This is a genomic window from Roseateles amylovorans, assembly GCF_025398155.2.
Taxonomy (GTDB): Bacteria; Pseudomonadota; Gammaproteobacteria; order Burkholderiales; family Burkholderiaceae_C; genus Roseateles; species Roseateles amylovorans.
Genome location: NZ_CP104562.2, coordinates 5,183,901 through 5,207,025, shown reverse-complemented (window position 1 = coordinate 5,207,025; position 23,125 = coordinate 5,183,901). Strand labels below are relative to the sequence as shown.

Below are 23,125 nucleotides of genomic sequence, written 5' to 3'. Positions count from 1 at the left end.
CGATGACGACAGCGCTGGGCGCTCTGGCGGCGGCGGTGGCGCCCGCAGGGAGCGGTGGCGGGCCCTTAGCGCCGGGCCCTCATTTGGTCAGGATCAGCTTGCCGAGCGAGGTCAGCCGCAGCCGGTAGAGCTGACCGGCGTGCTCGATCTCGACCTCTCGCTCATTCCCCAGCAACGTCTGGCTGCTCACGCGCCGACGCTGGGGCAGGGGTGCCGCTTCATGACGCGACGAACCTGACACGGTGGCGCGCGCGCTGAGATCCAGCGTGGCGGCCGGCAGGGCCTCGGTGTGGTTGGGGTGGTAAGTCATGTCCACATCTTAGATGAGAACGATTCGCAATATCAACCGAAACCTGAAAATTCTTCTGATCGCCCGGTCGAAACGGGGATCGCCCTGGACGCGACGCCCGGCTGGGTCGCCAAACTGCGGCTACGAACAGTTCGCATGCAGAGCGCGCGGGTCAGGTCTTGTCCCCACGGCGGCTGGGGAAAGACGAGAATTCGCGCATTCCGGAATTTCCGCTGAGGAGAAGAACATGAAGGGCGATGCCAAGGTCATCGAATATCTGAACGCGCAGCTGAAGAACGAGCTCACCGCGATCAACCAGTATTTCCTGCACTACCGCATGCTCAAGAGCTGGGGCTTCGAGCGCCTGGCCAAGCATGAGTACGCCGAGTCCATCGAGGAAATGAAGCATGCCGACAAGCTGATGGATCGCATCCTGATGCTGGAAGGCCTGCCCAACCTGCAGGACCTGGGCAAGCTCTACATCGGCGAGAACGCGGTGGAAGTGCAGCACTGCGACCTGAAGATCGAGATGGGCTCCCACCCGCTGCTCAAGGAAGCCATCGCCTACTGCGAGAGCGTGCGTGACTATGTTTCGCGCGAAGTGCTGGAAGAAATCCTCAGCGACACCGAGGAACACATCGACCACCTGGAAACCCAGATCGACCTGATCGCCCAGGTGGGCGAGCAGAACTGGCTGCAGAGCCAGATGGGCGAAGCCAGCTGATCGACCCGGCGCCGCGGCGCCGTCGCCACACCGTCTCGGCCCAACGCCGTGGCGATTGGCAGAGACCGCGCCCCGCCCGCCCCGGCATCCCCTGACGGATCCCGGGGCTTTTTTACGGGCTTCAATTGAGAGGAATTCTTGTTTGCGTTAGCATCTGGGCCATTCCACCGGTTCTGGATCCCGCCCCCGGGTTCCGTGGACTGATCCCCGGGCCCGTCGAGCTTTCGCACCATGATCGTCTGCCTCTGCCACCGAGTTTCCGACCGTGACATCCGTCGCAGCGTCGCCGAGGGCGTGCACAACTTCGACGTGCTGCAGGACGACACCAAGGTCGCCGCCGCCTGCGGCAGCTGCCACGACTGCGCCCGCGAGGTGTTCGACGAGGCCCTGCAAGCCTGCGCCGCCGCGCACGGTGCGAGCTGCGGCGGCCCGTCGCGCGTCATTCCGATCGCGCGAATGATCGAAGCGGCCTGAGCGGCCGCTGATCTCTTCCTCCCGACCCGGTTCCCGCATGTCGACTGCCGACTGATCCGCTCTCCGTGGATTCGCGGTGGCAGCGCGATCCTTCTGTGAAGCCATTGCCGAAGCACCGCAGGAAAGCCCGCGACGGGTCACAGCGGCATTTCCTGGCTACTTGAGCGCTTGTCGCTCCGATGGCTTTCCAATCGCCCAGAAAAAAACCGCAGCCCGGGTGACCGGTGCTGCGGTTTCTTCCTGCGTGGTGGATGGCGAAAGTGCGACGAGGGTGTCGTCGCAGGTCCGTCGGGGAGCAAGCCTTGTTCGACTCCCTCAGGCTTCGTTGCCGGGACCGGACCGCCTCGACCCGAAGGCCCGATCCGCCAATCCCGGCGATCCAACGCACGCAGCCGCCCCGGAGGGCGGCGATCGGCAGAGAGACCCCGCGCGAGGCGGCGTCTCCCTGACGCGAGATCCTTACTTGGCGGCCGAGGCCGTGGCCGCCGGCTTCTCAGCGGCGGACTTCTCGGTCTTCTCAGCCTTGTGGTGCTTGGCCTTGTGCTTGGCCGTCTTGTGCTCGGCCGTGCCTTCGGTCTTGACGGTGGCCTGGGTCTCTGCCTTGGCCTCAACCTTCGGCGCGGTCGCAGCGGCGGGCGCGGCGGTCGTCGTCGGGGCGGCCGGGGTCTGGGCCATCACGGCGCCGGCGATCAGCAGGGCGGGGATCAGGGCCAGGGTCTTAGCGGTCTTGAAGGCTTGCATCTGGTTTCTCCAGCAGGTTGAACAAGGTGAGGAGACAACGAGACCCGACGACACTTTGTTGACACCGACATCGCGGCTTTGCATTGCGTTACGTTCACCGCACGGCTGAGCGCACGTGGCAGGTCTTGCCCCCATGGCGGGGCGATCGGCTTGATGCAAGATCGCGGTCGAGCCTGGGTGGCAGCGGCGCGCCGCTGCAATGCCGCTGCTGCACCGGGTGTGCGCGTGTGCTGCCGATCACTCGCAGGCGCGCACGCGCGCGGCCCCCGTGGGACGCGCGATGTCCGCCATGGCCTCGGGCCGCACTTCTCTCATTTGTCCCTGGAGATTTCCATGTCCCACTCCTTCGACTGGACCCGCGGCTACGCCAGCCGTCGCAGCCCGGTGTTTGCGCGCAACATCGTCTCGACCTCCCATCCGCTGGCGGCCCAGGCCGGTCTGCGCATCCTGGCGCAAGGCGGCAATGCGGTGGATGCCGCCATTGCCACCGCCGCCTGCATGACGCTGGTGGAGCCTTGCAGCAATGGCTTGGGCTCGGATGCGTTCGCGATCGTGTGGGACGGCAAATCCCTCCAGGGCCTGAACGCCTCCGGCACCGCGCCGCAGGCCTGGACCCCGGATTACTTCGATCGCAAGTACGGCGCCGGCCGCGACATGCCCAAGCGCGGCTGGGACGCGGTGACCGTCCCCGGCGCGGTGGCGGGCTGGGTGGCCTTGAGCGAGCGCTATGGCCGGCTGCCGTTCGCCGACCTGATGGCGCCCGCCATCGAGATCGCCGAGCGCGGCTACGCGGTGCCGCTGCTCGTGCAGAGCAAATGGCGCATGGCATCCGAGGTCACCGACCTCGTGTCTCAACCCGGCTTTGCGCAGGCCTTCCTGCCGCGCGGCCGCGCGCCCGAGGTGGGTGAGCTGTTCCAGTTCAAGGAAGCCGCCCGCACCCTGCGGTTGATCGCCGAGACGCGCGGCGAAGCCTTCTATCGCGGCGAAGTGGCCGCTGCCACCGAGGCGTCTGCCCGTGAGACCGGCGGTGCGATCACCGCTGCCGACTTCGCCGCCTACCGTCCCGAATGGGTCGACACGCTCTCGATGGACTATGCGGGCCACACCCTGCATGAGATCCCGCCCAACGGTCAGGGCATCGCAGCCCTGATTGCATTGGGCATCCTGAAGAACTTCGATGTGGCGTCGCTGCCGGTGGACAGCACCGCGTCGCAGCATCTGCAGATCGAGGCCATGAAGCTCGCGTTCGCCGATGTCTATCGCTATGTCGGCGATCCACGCACGATGCAGGTCCAGACGTCGGAACTGCTGGATCCGGCCTATCTCGCCGGCCGTGCCCGCCTGATCGACATGACCCGCGCCCAGGACTTCCAGGCCGGCAACCCGGTCAAGGGCGGCACCATCTACCTGACCGCAGCCGACGAGAGCGGCATGATGGTCAGCTTCATCCAGAGCAACTACATGGGCTTCGGTTCCGGGCTGGTCGTGCCCGGTTACGGCGTGTCGCTGCAGAACCGCGGTCACTGCTTCACCCGCGAGCCCGGTCATGCCAACGTGGTGGCGCCCGGTAAGCGGCCGTTCCACACCATCATCCCGGCCTTCCTGATGAAGGATGGCCAGCCGCAGATGAGCTACGGCGTGATGGGCGGCAACATGCAGCCACAGGGCCACATGCAGACGCTGGTCCGCATGCTCGACTACGGCCAGCATCCGCAGGCGGCCTGCGATGCGCCGCGCTGGCGCTTCAATGATGGGCTGTCGATCAATGTGGAGGCGTCGATGGCGCCCGACACCATCGACGGTTTGCGCGCACTCGGCCACCAGATCGGCGACATCCACGACAGCTACCAGGACTTCGGCGCCGGCCAGTTCATCTGGCGCCTGGGCGATCCGTCGGTGGACGGCTATGTGGCCGCGAGCGACCCACGCCGGGACGGTGCCGCGGCGGGCTGGTGAACGTCGACGGGAGCGACACGCGCGAAAGAGGCCGCAGGGCGAGCGGCTAGCGGCGAGAAGCGAGAAGCGAGACCGCCTGACGCCGCCCGATACGGTGCCCCACCATGCCAGCCAGTCGCTCGGGCGGGCGTGACCAAGTGCCGGCTCCGACGGTCCGCGCGCGGCCCGATGTGTCCTTCCTCACTTGCGGGCGGCGAAGTGCCGCTGCTAGCATCGACGCTCTTTCCTTCCTCCCCGGAAGCCACGCACCGCCAGCCCTCGCGGGCCTGCCGATCATGACCAAGCTGCTCGACCGCACCCGATCCATCGCCCAGGCGTTGGCGTGCGTTCGCGCGCCGGGTCGGGTGGTGCGACGACCGTAGGGTCGTCTCTCGCCGAAGGGCCCGCAGACGGCCCCGGCGATGTCCGTCACCTGCTCGTTTTTCCGCGATCACCGCCCGCGTGCGGGGATTGCCCGGTCCAGATCCGGCTCATGAAGCCGATCCCGGGCCGCTTCCGGAGCTCTCCCATGCTGCCCAAGAGGCAAATCCCGTTGGTCGACCGGCTGCTCGACCGGCTGCTTGATCTGTTGCGTCTGCCCGCCGGCGACCTGCTGCGCGACCTCGTTTACCGGCGCCTGTGGTCGTCCATCCTGATCAGCTCGCTGGGCGGGCAGATCACCTTGCTGGCGCTGCCCTTGACCGCTGCGATCCTGCTGCATGCCTCGCCCACCCAGATGGGTTGGCTCACCGCGATGGAGATCCTGCCCTTCGTGCTGTTCTCGCTGCCGTCGGGGGTGTGGCTGGACCGGGTGCGCAAGCTGCCGGTCTACATCGTGGGCGAGGTCACCCTGGCGGTGGCCGTCGGAAGCGTGCCGGTGGCGGCGTGGATGGGCTGGTTGGGCATGCCCTGGCTGTATTTCGTCGGCTTCCTGCTGGGAACGGTCTACACCGTGGCCGGCAGTGCGGCCCAGATCGTGCTGACGCAGGTGGTCAGCCGCGACCGGCTGGTCGAGGCCCATGCGAAGAATGCGCTCGCCTCCTCCGGCGCGGAAGTGGCCGGGCCTGGTGTGGCGGGTGCGCTGATCAAGCTGGTCGGCGCGCCGCTGGCGCTGGCGGTGGATGCGCTGCTGCTGCTCAGTTCGGCGCTGATCCTGCGTGGCGTGAAGGTGCGTGAGCATCTGATCCGGCGTGAGGGTGCGGACTTCTGGCGCGACCTGAAGGCGGGCGTGGCCTTTGTGCGCGGCGAGCGCATGCTGGTCAGCCTGGCCTGCGCGGTGGGCGGCTGGCAGATGTTCAACCAGGCGGCGCAGGTGGTGCAGATCCTGTTTGCAACCCGCGTGCTTGGCCTGTCGGCGCAGAGCGTGGGTCTGTCCTACATCGCGCTGGGCGCGGGCACGGTGCTGGCGAGCGTCTTCGGCCATCGGATCAGCCGACGGCTCGGCCCGGGGCCGTGCCTGATCTCCGGGTTTGGCATCTGCGGCATCGGCTGGACGGTGCTGGCCTTTGCGCCGGCCAATGTCTGGGGGGTGGCGGCGTTCGGCTTCGCGCTGTTCGCCTTCGGCGTGGGCGCGGTGTTCATCTTCATCAACTTTCTGTCGCTGCGCCAGGCGGTGACGCCCGGCCCGTTGCTCGGGCGCATGACCAGCACCATGCGCTGGCTGATCCTGATCCCGGCAGGCCCCGGCGCGCTGGTGGGCGGCTGGTTGGGGGAACATGTTCATCTGCGCGCAGCGCTGCTGTTCGCCGGCGTCGGCGCGCTGCTGCTGACGGCGTTGGCCTGGCGCATGCGGTCCATCCGCACGGTGAAGGAGTTGCCCCGCATCGTCGAGGAAGAAGCGGCGCTCGGGGCCGAAGCTCAGCCTGGGCTGAACCTGCAGACGGTGAGCGGCAACTGATCGGCCCCCATCCCGTCTTCTACGATGCGCCCCATGAATCACAACGATCCCGTGCTGATCCAGGTCCCCGAGATCCTGGCCACCGACCATCTGCTGCTCATGGCGCCGCAAACGGTGGACGGCGACGGCGTGCTGCTGAACTTCACCGTCAATGCCTCGCTGGAGCATCTGCGCCCCTGGATGCCGTGGGCCCAGGAGCGGCCCACCGTCGAGCAGTCCGAGGCCATCGTGCGGCGGATGAAGGCGCAGTTCCTCACCCGGGAGCATCTGGCCTACTTCCTGTACGAGCGGGATGCCGACGGGCTGCGCGGGTCGCTCATCGGCGGGGCCGGCTTGGTGCGGCTGGACTGGTTGCTGCGCCGCTTCGAGATCGGCTATTGGCTCGCGCCCACCGCCACCGGCCGCGGGCTGGCCAGCCAGGCGGTGCAGGCCTTGAGCCGGCTGGCCTTCGGTGCGCTGCGGGCGCGGCGGGTGGAGATCCGGACCGATGCCCGCAATCACGCCAGCCGCGCGGTGGCTCTGCGCTGCGGCTTTCAGTTGGAAGGCGTGCTGCGCAATGACGCGCTGGGCGTCGATGGCCTGCCCACCGACACCTGCATCTTTGGCCTGATCGATGTCGCGGACCTGCGCGATCCCTCTGCGGATCGCATGGCGGCGGCGGAGTCGGCCGCCGCGGGCCTCAAGTCGTCGGGCTGAAGCGATCCACGGCATCCGTGATGATGCCGTCCACGCCATTGGAGATCAGCCACTGCGCGCTGGCGGCGTCATTGACGGTGTAGACCAGCGCCTTCATGCCGGCCTGATGCAGGTGCTCGACCAAGGGCTGGTCCATCAGCGCGTAATGCGTGATCACCGCACGGCACTCCAGCGACTGGGCCCGCTCGAACCAGCCGGTCTCCAGCGCCTCCAGCAGCAGCCCGCGCGGCACCGAGGCGGCGGTCTCGCGCGCGCCGCGCAGCGCCTCGGGCTGGAAACTGCTGAACAGCAGCGAGTCCGGCGCGGACTCGCCCCACAGCCGCAGCACCTCGCGGCCGACGACCTCGCCGGTGCGGAACTCGTCACCCGGCGTCGGCTTGATCTCGATGTTCAGGGCGTGCTGGTTCACCCGCACGTAGGCGGCGATTGCCTCCAGGCTGGGCGGGGGCTCGCCCGCATAGGGGCGGCTGTGCCAGCGACCGGCGTCCAGTCGGGACAACTCGGACCAGGGCAGGTCGGCCGCGCGGCCACGGCCGGAGGTGGTCCGATCCAGCGTGGCATCGTGCAGCAGGAAGGGAATGCCGTCGGCGGACAGCTTCACATCGCACTCGAACGCGCGATAGCCGTGCCGCGCACCTTCGCGGAAGGCCGCCAAGGTGTTTTCCGGCGCCAACTTGCCGGCGCCGCGATGGGCGACCCAGAAGGGCAGGGACCAGGGCCAGGAATGGCTTTCCATCGTGTCGCTCCTTCAATCTTCTTGATCCGGATGATCTCTTCGACGGACTCGATCGTTGGGTCGTTTGGTCGTTTGGTCGTTTGATCGTTTGATCGCTTGATCTCGTCGATCATGTCGATCGATTCGATCGGTCCTCACGGTCGGCGCGGCAACCGGTGTCGGCCCGCCGCGCCCATCCTGGCGCACGCCGGCTCAGGCGTCCAGTCGTTGGCCGGATTCCGCATCAAACCAGTGCAGCCGCTCCACCGGTGCCTTCAGCAACAGGGTCGCGCCCGGCTGGGGCGGCAGGTCGGTGCCGTCGATGCGCAAGGTGAAGGGTTCGCCGCCTTCACCGCCCAGTCGACCGTAGACCAGGCGTTCCGCGCCCAGCATCTCCACCATCTCCACCCACAGCGGCCATGCCGTGGTGGGCAAGTGGCTCTCGGCCGCATGACGGCGATCGTCATGCGACATCGCATGCTCCGGCCGCAGTCCTAGGGTGACCGCCCCTTGGCGCGGCGCCGGGCCGGGCAGGGGCAGGCTGGCGCGACCGATGCGGAACTGTCCGCCCTCGACCTGGCCCTTCAGCAGGTTCATCGCCGGCGATCCGATGAAGCTGGCGACAAAGGTGGTGGCCGGGCGGCCATAGACCTCTTCCGGGGTGCCGAACTGCTCCATTCGACCGGCGTTCATCACGATGATGCGCTGGGCCAGCGTCATCGCCTCGACCTGGTCATGGGTCACGAACAGCGAGGTCACGCCCAGTTCCCGATGCAGCTTCTGGATCTCCAGCCGGGTCTGTACACGCAGCTTGGCATCGAGGTTGGAGAGCGGCTCATCGAACAGGAACACCTGAGGGTCCCGCACGATGGCGCGGCCCATGGCCACACGCTGGCGCTGGCCGCCGGACAGCTCGCGCGGCTTGCGCTGCAGCAGATGGCCCAGCTCCAGGATGCGCGCGGCCTTGTCCACCCGGGTGCGGATGTCCTCGGCGGAGAGCTTGCGGATCTTCAGGCCGTAGGCCATGTTGTCGAACACGCTCATGTGGGGATAGAGCGCATAGTTCTGGAACACCATGGCGATGTCGCGGTCGGCGGGCTCGACCTGGTTGACCACCCGGTCGGCGATCGCGATCTCGCCGTCGCTGATCTCTTCCAGGCCCGCGACCATGCGCAGCAGGGTGGACTTGCCGCAGCCCGACGGGCCGACGATGACGACGAATTCGCCATCCGCGACCTCGGCGCTCACGCCGTGGATCACCGGATTGGCCTTGGCGCCGTGGCCGTAACGCTTGACGACGTTGCGCAGGGAGATGCTTGCCATCGTGAGTCTTGTGCTTGTTGTCTCGTGAGTCGGATGTCGGAGGCGCCGACCGGTTGCCGCAGGGCGGGCCATGCCGCCGCAGCGGCGGAGGTCGGTGGGTGCCTCGGCGCTTATTTCTCGGTGTCCACCAGGCCCTTGACGAACCATCGCTGCATCAGGACCACCACCAGCGCCGGCGGAATCATCGCCAGCAAGGCGGTGGCCATGATGATGTTCCAGTCGTTGGCGGCGTCGCCGCCGCTGATCATGCGCTTGATGCCGATGACGACGGGATACATGTTCTCATCCGTCGTGACCAGCAGCGGCCAGAGGTACTGGTTCCAGCCATAGATGAACTGGATGACGAACAGCGCCGCGATGCTGGTGACCGACAGCGGCATCAGCACATCCCGGAAAAAGCGCAGCGGCCCGGCGCCATCGATGCGGGCCGCCTCGACCAGTTCATCAGGCACGGTCAGGAAGAACTGTCGGAAGAGGAAGGTCGCGGTCGCCGAGGCGATCAGCGGCACGGTCAGCCCGGCATAGGTGTTGAGCATTTTCAGGTCGGCGACCACCTGGTAGGTGGGCCCGATGCGCACCTCCACCGGCAGCATCAGGGTCACGAAGATGGCCCAGAAGAAGAAATTGCGCAGCGGGAACCGGAAGTACACGATGGCAAAGGCCGACAGCAGCGAGATCGCGATCTTGCCCACCGCGATCACCAGCGCGCAGACCAGGCTGATCCACATCATCTGACCCACGGGGGCCTTCGAGCCCGCGCCGCTGCTGCCGAACAGCGCGGCGCTGTAGTTGTCGATCAGGTGGGAACCGGGCGTCATCGGCATCGGGGCCTGGACGATCTCGGCGGCGGTGTGGGTGGAGGCGACGAAGGCCACATACAGCGGGAAGGCGACGATCAGCACGCCCAGCACCAGGATCAGGTGCGAGAGCATCGTCAGGAGGGGGCGGCGCTCGACCATGTCAGTAATTCACTTTCCGTTCGACAAAGCGGAACTGCACCACCGTCAGCACCACCACGATCGCCATCAACACCACGCTCTGTGCGGCCGATCCGCCCAGATCCAGCGCCTTGAAGCCGTCGTAATACACCTTGTAGACCAGGATGGCGGTGTCCTTGCCGGGGCCGCCGTGGGTGGCCGCATCGATGATGCCGAAGGTGTCGAAGAAGGCATACACCACGTTGATCACCAGCAGGAAGAAGCTGGTGGGCGACAGCAGCGGGAAGGTGATCGTCCAGAAGCGGCGCCAGGGACTGGCCCCGTCGATCGCGGCGGCCTCGATCAGCGATTTCGGGATGGACTGCAGACCGGCCAGGAAGAACAGGAAGTTGTAGGAGACCTGCTTCCAGACGGCGGCCAGCACCACCAGCGTCATCGCATCGTTGGCATCGAGCAGGTGGTTCCAGGGAATGCCCAGCGCTTGAAGCGCATAGGCCACCACGCCGATCGACGGCGCGAACATGAACAGCCACAGCACGCCCGCGATCGCCGGGGCTACCGCATAAGGCCAGATCAGCAGGGTCTTGTAGAGGCCGGCGCCCCGCATCACCCGGTTGGCCATGGTGGCCAGCAGCAGCGAGACCGACAGCCCGAGCACCGCCACCAGCAGCGAGAACACGGCGGTGGTCTTGAAGGACGCCAGGTAGCCGGGATCGTTGAAGAGCTGGCGGAAATTCTCCAGCCCCACCCATTCGGTCGACAGGCCGAAGGCGTCCTGCTGCTGCAGGCTCTGCAGCAGCGCCTGGGCGGCCGGCCAGAAGAAGAAGGCGCTGATGACCAGCGCCTGCGGAGCCAGCAGCAGCCAGGGCAGCCAGCCGGATCGAAAGACCACGCGTTTTTGTTGCGACATCCGGGGTGTCCGTCGGGAAAGTCGATCTTGGGGAAATCCGGGAGGGCGATCTGCGCAGGCGGTCCGCATAGGCGGTCCGCACTGGCGATCGGCGCACCCGATCAATACAAGCGATCGAGCACAGGCATCTGGAACTGGTCAGCCATGCATCAGAACGGCCGGCAGGAGGGCGTCATCGGCATGCAGGGTGCGCAGGGGCGGGCGGGTGGTCGATCCCCTGCGCTGTCTTCCAGCCGACGGCCAACGCCTTGGGAGCATGTGCCTCGTCAGCGCCGATGGGAAGCCCCTTGATTGCCTGACATCGGGTCGGGGCCCGGAGCCTGAGCGAACGGGCGTTCACCCGTGGCCTTCGGTCCGTGGGCCCGCCGGCCCAGGCTCACAGCTTGGCGGACTTCTGGAAGCGCTCCAGCAGTTCGTTGCCGCGGGAGATGGCGGTGTCCAGGCCGTCCTTGGGCGTCTTGCGACCGGCCCAGACCTGCTCCATCTCTTCATCGACGATGGTGCGGATCTGCGCGAAGTTGCCCAGCCGCACGCCGCGCGACTTGTCGGTCGTCTTGCGGATCATCTGCTGCACGGCCACGTCGGTGCCGGGATTGGCCTTGTAGAAGCCGCTCTTCTCGGTCAGCTCATAGGCGGCCTTGGTGACCGGCAGGTAGCCGGTGCGCTTGTGGCTTTCGGAGGCGACCTCGGTACGCGACAGGTACTGGAAGAACGCGGCCACGCCCTTGTACTCGGCGGACTTCTTGCCGGACATCACCCACAGGCTGGCGCCGCCGATGACGGTGTTCTGCGGCGCGCCGGGCACGTCGGGGTAGTAGGGCAGCGGCGCGGTGCCGGCGGCGAACTTGGCGCTCTTCTTGATGTTGGCGTAGAGGCCGGACGAGCCGGTCATCATGGCGCACTCGCCGGAGACGAAGGTGGCATCGGCGCTGTTGCCGCGGCCCTTGTAGACGAACAGGCCCTGCTTGGCCATGTTGGCCAGGTTCTCGATGTGGCGCACATGCAGCGGCGAGTTGAAGGCCAGCCGCGTGTCCAGGCCGCCGAAGCCGTTGTTCTTGGTCGCGTACTCCACGTTGTGCCAGGCGGAGAAGCTCTCCAGTTGCGTCCAGCTGACCCAGCTCGTGGTGAACGGGCACTTGTGGCCGGCGGCCTTGAGCTTGGCCGCGGCGGCAGCGACTTCCGGCCAGGACGACGGCGGCTTGTTGGGATCCAGTCCCGCGGCCTTGAAGGCGTCCTTGTTGTAGTGGAAGACGGTGGTCGAGCTGTTGAACGGGAAGCTCAGCATCTGGCCGTTCGGCGCGGTGTAGTAGCCGGCGACGGCAGGCACATAGGCGGCGTTGTCGAACTTCGCGCCGGCTTGCTGCATCACCTGGCCGACCGGCACGATGGCGCCCTTGCTGGCCATCATGGTGGCGGTGCCGACCTCGAAGACCTGCAGGATGTGCGGGGCGTTGCCGGCACGGAAGGCGGCGATCGCGCCGGCCATCGATTCGTCGTAGCTGCCCTTGTAGGTCGGGACGATCTTGTAGTCGGTCTGGCTGGCGTTGAAGTCCTTGGCCAGGTCGTTGACCCAGTCGCCGAGGGCGCCGCCCATCGAGTGCCACCATTGGATCTCGGTCTGGGCGAGGGCGGCGGTGGGGCTGGCGGCCAGCAGCGCGGCCAGGGAAGCAGCAAGCAGTGAAGTCTTCATGGGTCTCCGTTGCTCCGGAAAAAGTGTTGTTCGGGCGGCGCGGCAAGGGTTTCTACCGGGCCCGGATGAGCTTATCCGGGCATTGTGACATTGGGTGACCACGGTCACGTGCTGCCTGCGCACTCGCCAGTCACCGGGATTTCATGCGGGGCGTCCCACGCAGGCGCTGCACCGGGTGTCGCCGACCAGGCGATGCCGCGCTTGCCTAGAGTCCCTCGCCGGGGCCCGCCCTCTTTCGCTGGGGTAGGATTCCGCCCATTGCCCTGTCCGGGGCCGGCCGCGACCGCGGCCATTCGCGAACGCCTGTTCCGATCCTCGTGTCCAGCGGGGCCGGGGACCACAAGTCCGAGGCGCTGTCCCGGGCGCGGCCTCATGCTTTTCTCCAGCCAGGCATCGGTGTTCCTTCGGAGCGCCGGACGCCGCAACCCAGGGTGCGCAGGCACCTGGCCGCCATGAATGCACCGCATCTGCTGATGCCCGTCGACCCCGCGATGGCCGGCGAAATGATCCCGACCCTCGCGCACGCGCCCCGGCTGCGCGAGATTCCGTACAACTACACCTCCTTCTCCGATCGCGAAATCGTCCTTCGCCTGCTCGGCGCCCGTGCCTGGGAGCTGCTGAACCAGTTGCGCGGCGAGCGCCAGACCGGCCGCTCCGCCCGCATGCTCTATGAGGTGCTGGGCGACATCTGGGTGGTGCAGCGCAATCCCTATCTGCAGGACGACCTGCTCGACAACCCGCGCCGCCGCGAAGCGCTGATCGGTGCGCTGCGCCATCGGCTCAAGGAGGTGCAGCGTCGTCGCCATCCCGAGGACGATGCCCAGCGCGACGCCTGGGTCGGTGAACTGCTGACTGCCGCCGAAGCGGCGGTGGCCGCCTTCGCGCATCAATTCGAGCAGGTGGCCGAGCTGCGCAAGCGTGCCAGCAAGGTCTTTGCCCGCCACACTGCCAAGGACAACATCAAGTACGACGGTCTGTCTCGGGTGGCCCACGTCACCGATGCGACCGATTGGCGGGTCGAATACCCGTTCGTGGTGCTGACGCCCGACACCGAGGCCGAGATGGCCGCGCTGGTGGCCGGCTGCTTCGAACTCGGGCTCACCGTCATTCCGCGCGGCGGCGGCACCGGCTATACCGGTGGCGCGGTGCCGCTGGTGTGGAACACCGCCGTCATCAACACCGAGAAGCTCGAGGCCATGCGCGGCGTCGAGATGATGCAGCTGCCCGGCATGGACCGGGAGGTGCCGACGATCTGGACCGAGGCCGGCGTGGTGACGCAGCGGGTGTCGGATCTGGCGGAGCTGCACGGCTTTGTCTTCGCCGTGGATCCGACCTCGGCGGAAGCCTCGTGCATCGGTGGCAACATCGCCATGAATGCCGGCGGCAAGAAGGCGGTGCTGTGGGGCACCGCGCTGGACAACCTGGCTTCCTGGCGCATGGTCACGCCGGAAGCGAAGTGGCTGGAGGTGGTGCGGATCAACCACAACATGGGCAAGATCCATGATGTGGAGACGGCCAGCTTCGAGCTGCGCTATTTCGACGCCACCGGCCGGGTGCTGGAGCGCACCGAACGGCTGGACATTCCGGGCCGCACCTTCCGCAAGGAAGGCCTGGGCAAGGATGTGACCGACAAGTTCCTGGCCGGCCTGCCCGGCGTGCAGAAGGAAGGTTGCGACGGCCTGATCACCAGCGCGCGCTGGATCGTGCACCGCATGCCGGCGCATGTGCGCACCGTCTGCCTGGAGTTCTTCGGCAATCCGAAGGAATGCGTGCCGTCGATCGTCGACATCAAGGACTTCATGTTCGGCGAGATGAAGAAGCCCGGCGGCGCGATCCTGGCCGGCCTGGAGCATCTGGACGACCGCTATCTGAAGGCGGTGGGCTATGCCACCAAGAGCAAGCGCGGCGGGCTGCCGAAGATGGTGCTGATCGGCGACATCGTCGGCGACGATGCGGACGAAGTCGCCCGCGCCACCAGCGAGGTGGTGCGGCTGGCCAACGGTCGCTCGGGCGAGGGCTTCGTCGCGGTCAGTGCCGACGCGCGCAAGAAGTTCTGGCTGGACCGCAAACGCACGGCGGCCATCTCCAAGCACACCAATGCGTTCAAGGTGAACGAGGACGTGGTGATTCCGCTGCCGCGCATGGGCGAATACACCCTGGGCATCGAGCGGATCAACATCGAGCTGTCGCTGCGCAACAAGCTGGCGCTGGTCGATGCGCTGCGGGACTTCTTCGCCACCGGCAACCTGCCCCTGGGCAAGAGCGACGATGCCGGCGAGATTCCCAGCGCCGAGCTGCTGGAAGACCGGGTGCAGCAGGCGCTCGCGCTGCTGGACGAGGTCGGTGCCCAATGGCGCGAGTGGATGCAGGCGCTGGACATTGATCGCGCCGCCGAGGGCGAGCGCAGCTACTTCGAGCAACTGCAGGACTACACCCTGCGCGCGAGCTGGAAGAAGCAGATCCTCAAGCCGCTGCAGGATGTGTTCGCCGGCGCGGCCTTCACCCAGATCCTGGCCGAATGCAAGCGCATCCACAAGGAGGTGCTGCGCGGTCGGGTGTGGGTGGCGCTGCACATGCATGCGGGCGACGGCAACGTCCACACCAACATCCCGGTGAACTCGGACAACTACGAGATGCTGCAGACCGCGCATGAAGCGGTGGCGCGGATCATGAAGCTGGCGCGGTCGCTGGACGGCGTGATCTCGGGTGAGCACGGCATCGGCATCACCAAACTGGAGTTCCTCACCGACGACGAACTCGCCGGCTTTGCCGGCTACAAGCAGCGGGTCGATCCGCAAGGGCGCTTCAACAAGGGCAAGCTGCTGCGTCCGGCCACCAGCGGCCAGTCCACCTTCGCCGACCTGACCAATGCCTACACGCCCAGCTTCGGGCTGATGGGGCATGAGTCGCTGATCATGCAGCAGAGCGACATCGGCGCGATCAGCGAGTCCATCAAGGACTGCCTGCGCTGCGGCAAGTGCAAGCCGGTCTGCGCCACCCATGTGCCGCGCGCCAACCTGCTCTACAGCCCGCGCAACAAGATCCTGGCGACCTCGCTGCTGGTGGAGGCCTTCCTCTACGAGGAGCAGACCCGCCGTGGCGTCTCGATCAAGCACTGGGAGGAGTTCGAGGACGTGGCCGATCACTGCACGGTGTGCCACAAGTGCCTGAATCCCTGCCCGGTGAAGATCGACTTCGGCGATGTGACCATGAACATGCGCAACCTGTTGCGCAAGATGGGCAAGAAGAGCTTCCGCCCCGGCAATGCAGCGGCGATGTTCATGCTGAACGCGACGAATCCCGAGACGATCAAGATCGCCCGGGCGGCGATGGTCGGTGTGGGCTTCAAGGCGCAGCGCATGGCCAACCGCCTGCTCAAGCGGGTGGCCCGCAAGCAGACCGCGGCGCCGCCGGCCACGGTGGGCACTGCGCCGGTGAAAGAGCAGGTCATCCACTTCATTAACAAGAAGTTGCCCGGCGGCCTGCCGAAGAAGACCGCCCGCGCCTTGCTCGACATCGAGGACAAGGACTACGTGCCCATCATCCGCAACCCGGCCTCGACCAGCGCCGACGCGGAGGCGGTGTTCTATTTCCCGGGCTGCGGATCGGAGCGGCTGTTCAGCCAGGTGGGTCTGGCCACCCAGGCGATGCTCTGGCATGCGGGCGTGCAGACGGTGCTGCCGCCGGGCTACCTGTGCTGCGGCTATCCGCAGCGCGGATCGGGGCAGTTCGACAAGGCCGAGAAGATCATCACCGACAACCGGGTGCTGTTCCACCGCGTGGCCAACACGCTGAACTACCTGGACATCAAGACGGTGGTGGTGTCCTGCGGCACCTGCTATGACCAGCTGCAGGGCTACAAGTTCGAGGACATCTTCCCCGGCTGCCGGATCATCGACATCCACGAATACCTGCTGGAGAAGGGCGTCACCCTGGCCAGCAAGCAGGCCTATCTTTATCACGACCCCTGCCACTCGCCGATGAAGCTGCAAGAGCCGATGAAGACGGTGAAGGCGCTGGTGGGTCCGGAGGTGGTGAAGAGCGAGCGCTGCTGCGGCGAGAGCGGCACCCTGGGCGTGACCCGTCCGGACATCTCCACCCAGGTCCGCTTCCGCAAGGAAGAAGAGTTGCGCAAGGCCGAGACGCAATTGCGTGACACCGGCAAGGTGGGCGCGCAAGAGAACCTGAAGATCCTCACCAGTTGCCCGTCCTGCCTGCAGGGCCTGAGCCGTTACGGCGGGGATCTGCAGAACGGCCTGCTGGAGGCGGACTACATCGTCGTCGAGATGGCCCGCCAGATCCTGGGCGAGAACTGGATGCCGGAGTACGTGGCCAAGGCCAACAACGGTGGGATTGAGCGGGTGTTGGTGTAGGGGACTGCCCGCACGGCGTCCGCAAAGCGCGGCACGGCGCTTTCGCGCCGTTTCAGGGAGAGACGCTTTGGGCGGGCCGTTGAGGCCGAATGCTTAGGCCGAATGCTCAGGCCGAACGCTCAGGCCGAGCGTTGCGGCCGAATGTTCGCGCCGATGTCTACGTCGAATGTCTACGCGAGATGAACGACGGCGGGAGGCGCTTCCTCTACTGTCGGCGGCAGGGCTTCGCCGCGCAACGCGGCGATGTGTTCGATGACGCCGGGCACTTCGGCCGCACACCGGAGCAGCAACGCGGTGGGGGTACTCACCGCGCTCTGCGCTGACTCCCATTTGGCGAAGGAACTTTCGCCAGCGCCAAAAAGCCGTGAGGCTGCGCGTTGCGTGAGATCGTGCCGCGCCCGCAACGCTTGGAGAAAGGCGGCATCCACTGAGGTGATCACATCGCGGTCCTGCGCCGCTTGCATGACGGACCTGTTGTGCGCCGTCTGACGGCGGTTGGTCAGAGACTGGTCGCACCGGTCGCAAAGGAAGTGCTGCAGCCCCTCGATTTGGATGTTCCTTCGGCCAGAACGAACAAAGGTGTCGTAGGGCTGTTCAACCATTTGGCCGTCCTCGCAGAACGGGCATTTCATGCTTGTCATATAGGGTCTACCTCCTGCGACTGTTCAAGATGAAAAAGGGGTCGCCTTTCGGCGACCCCTTGCTTGATCGGTGAGTCTTGTGACGTCTTGCGTGTGCTGTCAGCGTGTGTAAGGACTGTGCCAGCAAGTTTCTGGAGAGGTGGGGCTGATTGCCCGGCAGCGGGCCGGATGGCCCGCCGTTCTCAGAACTTGTAGCTCGCGCCCAGCAGGTACTCCCGTCCCGTCACGTGATAGACCACCGGGCTGTTGCGGGCGCGGCTGATGAACTGGTCGTTCGCCTCGTTGGTCAGGTTGACGCCTTCCAGCGTGACCGTCAGCCGGTCGTTGACCTTGTAGGAGACCGACGCATCCACGTTGAGCGTCTCGTTCTTGCCTTCGACATCGTTGTTGTTCTGCCCCGGCACACGGGTCAGGAACGAGGAACGCTGCGAGGCCGAGACCCGTGCGCTGAACCGGTTGTCGTCGTAATAGAGCGTGGCATTCCACGACCGCGGCGACATGTTCAGCAGGTCGTCGACGATCACGCTGTTGCTGGTCGGCGAGACCAGGTAGGTGATCTTCGACTTTACGTAGGTGTAGTTCAGCACCGTGCCGAAGTTCTTGCCCCAGGTCGGCAGGAAGCTGAACGGCTGCTGGTAGTTCAGCTCGATGCCGCGCAGCTTGCCCCCCGGGGTGTTGATCGGCGTCGTGGTCTGGAAGACTTCCTCGCCGGTGAAGTTCGACGGCAGCAGCGACAGCGGCAACCCGGTCTGGTTGAACGGGATGTTGTTGCGCAGGCTCTGGATGTAGGTGTCGATGTTCTTCTGGAACAGGCCCACACCGATGAAGGCATTGCGTGCGAAGTACCACTCGGCGCTGCCGTCGAAGGTCTTGGCACGGAAGGGCTTGAGGAAGGGGTTGCCGGTGGTGATCGACAGCGTGCCGGTGGTGCTGATCGTGCCGCCCGGATTCAGGTTGCCCAGTTGCGGACGGGCCATCACCCTCGCCGCAGCAAAGCGCAGGATGAAGTCGCGCGTCACATTGGCCGAGACATTGAGTGACGGCAGCCAGTCCTTGTAGCGCTGGCTGATGGTGACCTCGGTCCCGCCGCCGCTGGCCAGGTAGCCGGTCGCGGCCTGTTCGGTCTCGACGTAGCGCACGCCCAGGTTGCCCTGGATCGGCAGGCCGAACAAACGGGTCTCGAAATCGGCCTGCACGAAGCCGCCCTTGTCCCGCTCGGTGACCTTGCGGTTGTTACCGCGGGCATTGCCGTTGGTGGTGGAGGACAGGGTGAAGTCACCCGGGCCGCCCGCCGGACCGCTCTTGATGCAGTTGCAGTAGATGTCGTAGGCCGCGGCAATCGCGTTCAGGTCGGGAATGACCCAGGACGTCGGCGTGCCGGCCGGCAGGTTCAGGCCGCCGCCAAAGCCGGTCAACATCGTCGTCAGGCTGCCGGTGCCGGCGGCGGGCGCGAAGATGGTGTCGTTCTGGTTGACCCGGCGATATTCATAGGTGTCGAACTTGTACTGCTTGTAGTCGACGCCGCCCTTGAGGGTCAGCCCGTTCGGAATCGCCTCCCAGGCCAGGTCCAGATGGGCGATGTCGTTGCGGTTGGTCGCGCCCTGCGGCCGGATGCGGATCTCGCTGGTCGTCGTGTTGGTGACGCTGCCGGGCTGGGTGCCCGAGCTCACCTGCGGCACGCCGACAATGCCCAACGCGCCGCCGGACTGCGCCGGATCGAACGGATAGCCGATCACCGGCAGCCGATCATTGCCGCGGAAGTCCAGGGTGTAGCCGTTGACGTTGAGCGCATCCAGCGTGGTCGTGGTCTGCACCGGATTGCGGAAGGCCGAGTTGGCACGCCCCACCTTCGCATTGAGCTTGAGGTGCTCACCGAACTCCTGCTCCAGGGTCAGGCTGGGCTGGGTGAAGGTGGTCGACAGCTTGTCGAAGCGCGACTCCGCCCGCACATCGACGCCGTTGTACTTGCCGTAGAGCAGTGCGCCATTGGGCGCGTACTCGGCCTCGACCACGCTGGTCTGCGGCTTGCCGCCCTGGCTCGCGGTGCGGCTGAAGGAGATGGCCTCCAGGAAGTCCTCCCGGCGCGTGGCCTTGAGCTTCGAATAGAGCAGGTCGAAGCTGACCAGCGTGCTGTCGGTCGGACGCACCTGGATCGAGCTGGTCAGGCCCAACCGGTCCTGGTCGTGGCTGAGACGGCCATAACGCGGCAGGCGGGGATGGAAGTTGTTGGCGCTGCTGGCCTCGGCATAGTCGGCATTGGTGGCCGCATTGCCGGGCAGGCGCGGCACGCCCTGCGCCGCCGGACCGCAGTTGGCCGCGGTGGTGGTGGGATTGGCCGGCGTGACACCGGTCGGCGAGCACCAGCCGCCGGAAGACGGGCCGTTGTCCCAGCGCACGCTGGAGAACCCCTCTTCGAACAGTCGGCGCTTCGAATAGGCGCCCGACAGCAGCACACCCACGCGCTTGTCGGCGAAGACATCGCTGATCAGGAAGGCCATCCGGGGATCGGTCTCCTTGGCCAGGTCGTTGTAGCGCGCCTTCACCGAACCGGTGATGACCCGTTTGTTGAAATCGAACGGGCGCGCGGCCTGCAGGTCGACCGTCGCGCCGAGCGAGCCCTCGTCCACCTCGGCCGAGCTGCTCTTGCGCACGGTGATGGTGTTGAAGAGTTCGGAGGCGAAGACATTGAAGTCGAAGCCGCGCGACCGGTTGGCGCCGCCGGAGCTGTCGGTGCCGCCGGTGGTGGCCAGGGCTTCGATGCCGTTGATGCGCACCCGGGTGAAGTCCGCGCCCAGACCCCGCACGGTGATGTTGCGGCCTTCACCTGCATCGCGGTCGATCACGACGCCCGGCACGCGCTGCAGCGATTCAGCCAGGTTGGTGTCGGGAAACTTGGCGATGTCCTCGGCCTTGACCACGTCCACGATGCCGCGGTCGCTGCGCTTGGCATTGAGCGCGCTTTCCAGCGAGGCGCGGATGCCGGTGATGACCACCGTGTCCAGCGCCTGCGAGTTCGGATCCTTGGCGGCCGATCCCGAGGCTGCGGGCGCAGAGGCTGCCGCCGCAGGGGTGGGCGGCGTGCTCTGGGCCCAGGCGGGAAGGGCCAGCGTCGCCGTGCCGAGCAGGCAGGCGGCCAGTTGGGCCACGTGCGTCAGCCGTGAGGGTGGCGCGTGGCGTCGCTGCAGGGCCTCCAGGTCACGGAGGCGCGCGCTGCGGCGACGGGGCGGGGTGGACGGGGACGTCCCGAGGCGGGTCCCAAGGCGTTGGGGCATGACTTTGTCTCCACAGGTTCTTCTCGACCGTCGGCGCGGGATCATGGCCCGTCGCTCTGGCGGCGCGTCTTCAGTCACGGGCGCACGGAGGGCGCCACCGGTAAGCGGGGGCGGACGTCGCTGCAGTGCGGTCGTCCGTCGGTCGTACTGCTGGGGAAAAGCGGGTACTGCATCGGTGCCGGGCGGGGCCGGTCACCGGAACGTGCGGCTCAGAGGTAGTCGTCGCGCCGCGGGGAGAACTGGTCCAGCAGGGTGCTGTCCGGCTCCAGCGCGACCACGCCATGGCGGTGCAGCCGCGGGGCGATGAAGGCATCGCCCACCTTCAGCACGCGCTTCACGCCGGCCACCTCGCAAGCGAACGAACCGCTGATCACGAAGGCGATCTGGTCGTGGGCGTCATGCGCATGGGGCGTGCCGACCGCACCCTGGTCAAACTGCACCAGCACCGACATCAGCTCCGGCGTGTGGCCGACGATCTTGCGGCGGATGCCGTCGCCCAGATCGGTCCAGGGCGTCGCCGCATGGTCGAAGTAGGGATCGATCGGATTGGCGGCGCCGCTGTCGGTGGCAGGCTCGGTCGGCTGGGTCTGTGCGTTCATGTCTCGTGCCGCTCCAGGCGGTCTTCAACCGTTGTTGCGAGCAACTATAGCGACACAAGAAAAAAATGAAACAGCGGTTCACTAGATAGAAACCATAGTTCCGGGAAAGTCCGAAGACCCGTTAGGCTTGCAGCGAAATCTGCTTTTCGAGCGCCTTTCAGATCGCCTGTGAGGTCGCCATACAGATCGCTTTTTGACCTGCACAGAACATCGCCGAGGACGACCATGGACATTCGCCAACCCATCCACAGCGAGCATGCCCGCACGCTCGACACCGAGGGCCTGCGACGGCACTTCCTGGTGGAGGACCTGTTCCAGCCGGACCAGGCCACGCTGACCTACAGCCAGATCGATCGCATCATCGTCGGCGGCATCATGCCGGTCAGCCGGCCGGTGAGTTTCGCTCCGGAATTGGGACGCCACACCGGGACCGACTACTTTCTTCAGCGCCGCGAACTGGGGCTGATCAACATCGGCGGCGCTGCCCGCGTGCTGGTGGACGATCAGCAATTCGAGGTGGGGCCGCGTGAAGCGCTCTATGTCGGCCAGGGCGCCAAGATCCTGGAATTCAAGAGCGTGGACCCGGCGCAACCGGCCAAGCTCTATTTCAACTGCGCACCGGCGCACACCGCCTACCCGCACCGCAAGGTGACGCTGGCCGAGGCCTCGCCGGAAACCCTGGGCTCGCCCGAGACCAGCAACCGCCGCACCATCCACAAGTTCCTGGTGCCCGATGTGCTGCCCACCTGCCAGCTGCTGATGGGCATGACCCAGCTCGAGCCCGGCAGCCTGTGGAACACCATGCCGTGCCATCAGCATGACCGCCGCATGGAGGTCTACTTCTACTTCGACATGAACGAGAACGCGGTGGTCTTCCACATGCTGGGCGAGCCCACCCAGACGCGGCACCTGGTGGTGCGCAACGAGCAGGCCGTCATCAGCCCGAGCTGGTCGATCCATTCCGGCGTGGGCACCCAGGCCTACACCTTCATCTGGGGCATGGTCGGCGAGAACCAGGTCTTCAAGGACATGGACCATGTGCCCATGACCACGCTGCGTTGACAAGGGGCTGCGACATGATCCTGGATCAATTCCAGCTGGACGGCCGCGTGGCCATCGTCTCCGGTTGCAACACCGGATTGGGGCAGGGGATGGCGGTCGCGCTGGCCCAGGCCGGCGCCGACGTGGTCGGCGTGAATGTGTCCGACCCGGTCGAGACCCGGGCCGAGGTGGAACGCCTGGGCCGCCGCTTTCTCGACCTGCGCGCCAACCTGGGCGACATCAGCTGCATCGAAGGCCTGGTGGCGCAAGCGAAGTCGCTCACTGGTCGCATCGACATCCTGGTCAACAACGCCGGCATCATCCGGCGTGAAGATGCGATCCGCTTCAGCGAGAAGGACTGGGACGACGTCATCGACCTCAACCTCAAGACGGTGTTCTTCTTCTCGCAGGCGGTGGCCCGGCAATACCTGGCCCAGGGCGGCGGCGGCAAGATCATCAATGTGGCGTCGATGCTGTCGTTCCAGGGCGGCGTGCGGGTGCCGTCCTACACCGCGAGCAAGAGCGGCGTGGTGGGCATCACCCGGCTGATGGCCAATGAATGGGCCTCGCACGGCATCAATGTGAATGCGATCGCCCCGGGCTACATGGCCACCAACAACACTGCTGCGCTGCGTCAGGACGAGAACCGCAATGCGGCGATCCTGGAGCGCATTCCGGCTGGCCGTTGGGGGGTACCCGACGACCTGGCGGGACCGGTGGTGTTCCTGGCGTCCAAGGCGTCCGATTATGTGAATGGCTACACCGTCGCGGTCGACGGCGGGTGGCTGGCCCGATAGGCTCAACCTACGCGCTGCGTGCGCCCCGGCCACAACGGCCGTGAGAGTGCCGGGTCCACACGTCCCCCAG

Annotated in this window: 18 protein-coding genes; 8 read left to right on the top strand and 10 right to left on the bottom strand. The window is 66.4% G+C overall.

The annotated features are described in order from the left end of the window. Positions 1-79: 79 nt before the first annotated feature. Positions 80-310, bottom strand: coding sequence for a hemin uptake protein HemP (gene hemP / locus N4261_RS21540; protein ID WP_261757301.1), 231 nt, complete (start codon positions 308-310; stop codon positions 80-82). Positions 311-536: 226 nt separating this feature from the next. On the opposite strand from hemP, the gene bfr reads away from it, so the two are divergent. After that, the gene (gene bfr, locus N4261_RS21535) at positions 537-1,013 is read left to right on the top strand and encodes a bacterioferritin (protein WP_261757300.1); all 477 of its coding nucleotides are present in this window, start codon (positions 537-539) and stop codon (positions 1,011-1,013) included. 231 nt (positions 1,014-1,244) lie between these two features. Next, positions 1,245-1,487, top strand: a complete 243-nt coding sequence (locus N4261_RS21530; RefSeq protein WP_261757299.1) for a (2Fe-2S)-binding protein — start codon at positions 1,245-1,247, stop codon at positions 1,485-1,487. A gap of 459 nt (positions 1,488-1,946) precedes the next feature. On the opposite strand, the gene N4261_RS21525 is transcribed toward N4261_RS21530, so the two are convergent. Further along, positions 1,947-2,228: a hypothetical protein gene (locus N4261_RS21525; protein ID WP_261757298.1), complete on the bottom strand. Its 282-nt coding sequence runs from the start codon at positions 2,226-2,228 to the stop codon at positions 1,947-1,949. A gap of 333 nt (positions 2,229-2,561) precedes the next feature. Between N4261_RS21525 and N4261_RS21520 the strand changes: the two genes are divergently transcribed. The 3 genes from N4261_RS21520 to N4261_RS21510 all read left to right on the top strand — a co-directional run bounded on the left by N4261_RS21520 (position 2,562) and on the right by N4261_RS21510 (position 6,756). Next, entirely contained in the window at positions 2,562-4,184 is a 1,623-nt protein-coding gene (locus N4261_RS21520) for a gamma-glutamyltransferase family protein (RefSeq protein ID WP_261757297.1), read from the top strand. Positions 4,185-4,692: 508 nt separating this feature from the next. Continuing rightward, positions 4,693-6,060, top strand: a complete 1,368-nt coding sequence (locus tag N4261_RS21515) for an MFS transporter (protein WP_261757296.1) — start codon at positions 4,693-4,695, stop codon at positions 6,058-6,060. 33 nt (positions 6,061-6,093) lie between these two features. Further along, positions 6,094-6,756 carry a GNAT family N-acetyltransferase gene (locus tag N4261_RS21510; RefSeq protein ID WP_261757294.1) on the top strand — a complete coding sequence of 221 codons (663 nt, stop codon included), beginning with the start codon at positions 6,094-6,096 and terminating at the stop codon, positions 6,754-6,756. Here N4261_RS21510 and ugpQ read toward each other — a convergent pair. The 5 genes from ugpQ to ugpB form a co-directional block, all read right to left on the bottom strand. Next, a complete protein-coding gene (gene ugpQ, locus N4261_RS21505) occupies positions 6,740-7,492 on the bottom strand; it encodes a glycerophosphodiester phosphodiesterase (RefSeq protein WP_261757293.1) in 753 nt (250 codons plus the stop codon). The genes N4261_RS21510 and ugpQ overlap by 17 nt on opposite strands. Before the next feature lie 192 nt (positions 7,493-7,684). Further along, positions 7,685-8,794 carry a sn-glycerol-3-phosphate import ATP-binding protein UgpC gene (locus N4261_RS21500; RefSeq protein WP_261757292.1) on the bottom strand — a complete coding sequence of 370 codons (1,110 nt, stop codon included), beginning with the start codon at positions 8,792-8,794 and terminating at the stop codon, positions 7,685-7,687. 110 nt (positions 8,795-8,904) lie between these two features. Further along, complete coding sequence (gene ugpE / locus N4261_RS21495; protein ID WP_261757291.1) at positions 8,905-9,753, bottom strand: sn-glycerol-3-phosphate ABC transporter permease UgpE; 849 nt, start codon at positions 9,751-9,753, stop codon at positions 8,905-8,907. 1 nt (position 9,754) lies between these two features. Continuing rightward, positions 9,755-10,642 (bottom strand): sn-glycerol-3-phosphate ABC transporter permease UgpA, encoded by an 888-nt coding sequence (gene ugpA, locus N4261_RS21490; RefSeq protein ID WP_261757290.1) that lies wholly within the window; start codon positions 10,640-10,642, stop codon positions 9,755-9,757. A 376-nt stretch (positions 10,643-11,018) separates the two neighbouring features. Next, positions 11,019-12,332 (bottom strand): sn-glycerol-3-phosphate ABC transporter substrate-binding protein UgpB, encoded by a 1,314-nt coding sequence (ugpB, locus tag N4261_RS21485; RefSeq protein ID WP_261757289.1) that lies wholly within the window; start codon positions 12,330-12,332, stop codon positions 11,019-11,021. A gap of 452 nt (positions 12,333-12,784) precedes the next feature. On the opposite strand from ugpB, the gene N4261_RS21480 reads away from it, so the two are divergent. Further along, the gene (locus N4261_RS21480) at positions 12,785-16,705 is read left to right on the top strand and encodes a DUF3683 domain-containing protein (protein WP_435531963.1); all 3,921 of its coding nucleotides are present in this window, start codon (positions 12,785-12,787) and stop codon (positions 16,703-16,705) included. A gap of 170 nt (positions 16,706-16,875) precedes the next feature. On the opposite strand, the gene N4261_RS21475 is transcribed toward N4261_RS21480, so the two are convergent. From N4261_RS21475 to N4261_RS21465, 3 genes are all read right to left on the bottom strand, one after another. Continuing rightward, the gene (locus N4261_RS21475) at positions 16,876-17,346 is read right to left on the bottom strand and encodes a type II TA system antitoxin MqsA family protein (RefSeq protein ID WP_261757288.1); all 471 of its coding nucleotides are present in this window, start codon (positions 17,344-17,346) and stop codon (positions 16,876-16,878) included. 182 nt (positions 17,347-17,528) lie between these two features. After that, on the bottom strand, positions 17,529-20,618 hold the full coding sequence (locus N4261_RS21470; protein WP_261757287.1) for a TonB-dependent receptor: 3,090 nt from the start codon (positions 20,616-20,618) through the stop codon (positions 17,529-17,531). A 209-nt stretch (positions 20,619-20,827) separates the two neighbouring features. Continuing rightward, a complete protein-coding gene (locus N4261_RS21465) occupies positions 20,828-21,217 on the bottom strand; it encodes a cupin domain-containing protein (protein WP_261757286.1) in 390 nt (129 codons plus the stop codon). A 225-nt stretch (positions 21,218-21,442) separates the two neighbouring features. Here N4261_RS21465 and kduI point away from each other — a divergent pair, with 225 nt between their 5' ends. Continuing rightward, positions 21,443-22,279 (top strand): 5-dehydro-4-deoxy-D-glucuronate isomerase, encoded by an 837-nt coding sequence (gene kduI, locus N4261_RS21460; protein WP_261757285.1) that lies wholly within the window; start codon positions 21,443-21,445, stop codon positions 22,277-22,279. Positions 22,280-22,293: 14 nt separating this feature from the next. After that, on the top strand, positions 22,294-23,055 hold the full coding sequence (gene kduD, locus N4261_RS21455; RefSeq protein ID WP_261757284.1) for a 2-dehydro-3-deoxy-D-gluconate 5-dehydrogenase KduD: 762 nt from the start codon (positions 22,294-22,296) through the stop codon (positions 23,053-23,055). Positions 23,056-23,125 lie beyond the last annotated feature (70 nt).

What these genes read in the sequence shown, in the direction of transcription:
- ugpE (WP_261757291.1), bottom strand. Translation starts at nt 9,753, where the DNA reads ATGGTCGAGCGCCGCCCCCTCCTGACGATGCTCTCGCACCTGATCCTG.
- ugpA (WP_261757290.1), bottom strand. Translation starts at nt 10,642, where the DNA reads ATGTCGCAACAAAAACGCGTGGTCTTTCGATCCGGCTGGCTGCCCTGG.
- N4261_RS21475 (WP_261757288.1), bottom strand. Translation starts at nt 17,346, where the DNA reads ATGACAAGCATGAAATGCCCGTTCTGCGAGGACGGCCAAATGGTTGAA.
- N4261_RS21530 (WP_261757299.1), top strand. Translation starts at nt 1,245, where the DNA reads ATGATCGTCTGCCTCTGCCACCGAGTTTCCGACCGTGACATCCGTCGC.
- N4261_RS21470 (WP_261757287.1), bottom strand. Translation starts at nt 20,618, where the DNA reads ATGCCCCAACGCCTTGGGACCCGCCTCGGGACGTCCCCGTCCACCCCG.
- N4261_RS21510 (WP_261757294.1), top strand. Translation starts at nt 6,094, where the DNA reads ATGAATCACAACGATCCCGTGCTGATCCAGGTCCCCGAGATCCTGGCC.
- N4261_RS21520 (WP_261757297.1), top strand. Translation starts at nt 2,562, where the DNA reads ATGTCCCACTCCTTCGACTGGACCCGCGGCTACGCCAGCCGTCGCAGC.
- N4261_RS21525 (WP_261757298.1), bottom strand. Translation starts at nt 2,228, where the DNA reads ATGCAAGCCTTCAAGACCGCTAAGACCCTGGCCCTGATCCCCGCCCTG.
- N4261_RS21500 (WP_261757292.1), bottom strand. Translation starts at nt 8,794, where the DNA reads ATGGCAAGCATCTCCCTGCGCAACGTCGTCAAGCGTTACGGCCACGGC.
- kduI (WP_261757285.1), top strand. Translation starts at nt 21,443, where the DNA reads ATGGACATTCGCCAACCCATCCACAGCGAGCATGCCCGCACGCTCGAC.
- N4261_RS21465 (WP_261757286.1), bottom strand. Translation starts at nt 21,217, where the DNA reads ATGAACGCACAGACCCAGCCGACCGAGCCTGCCACCGACAGCGGCGCC.
- kduD (WP_261757284.1), top strand. Translation starts at nt 22,294, where the DNA reads ATGATCCTGGATCAATTCCAGCTGGACGGCCGCGTGGCCATCGTCTCC.
- hemP (WP_261757301.1), bottom strand. Translation starts at nt 310, where the DNA reads ATGACTTACCACCCCAACCACACCGAGGCCCTGCCGGCCGCCACGCTG.
- N4261_RS21480 (WP_435531963.1), top strand. Translation starts at nt 12,785, where the DNA reads ATGAATGCACCGCATCTGCTGATGCCCGTCGACCCCGCGATGGCCGGC.
- ugpQ (WP_261757293.1), bottom strand. Translation starts at nt 7,492, where the DNA reads ATGGAAAGCCATTCCTGGCCCTGGTCCCTGCCCTTCTGGGTCGCCCAT.
- bfr (WP_261757300.1), top strand. Translation starts at nt 537, where the DNA reads ATGAAGGGCGATGCCAAGGTCATCGAATATCTGAACGCGCAGCTGAAG.
- ugpB (WP_261757289.1), bottom strand. Translation starts at nt 12,332, where the DNA reads ATGAAGACTTCACTGCTTGCTGCTTCCCTGGCCGCGCTGCTGGCCGCC.
- N4261_RS21515 (WP_261757296.1), top strand. Translation starts at nt 4,693, where the DNA reads ATGCTGCCCAAGAGGCAAATCCCGTTGGTCGACCGGCTGCTCGACCGG.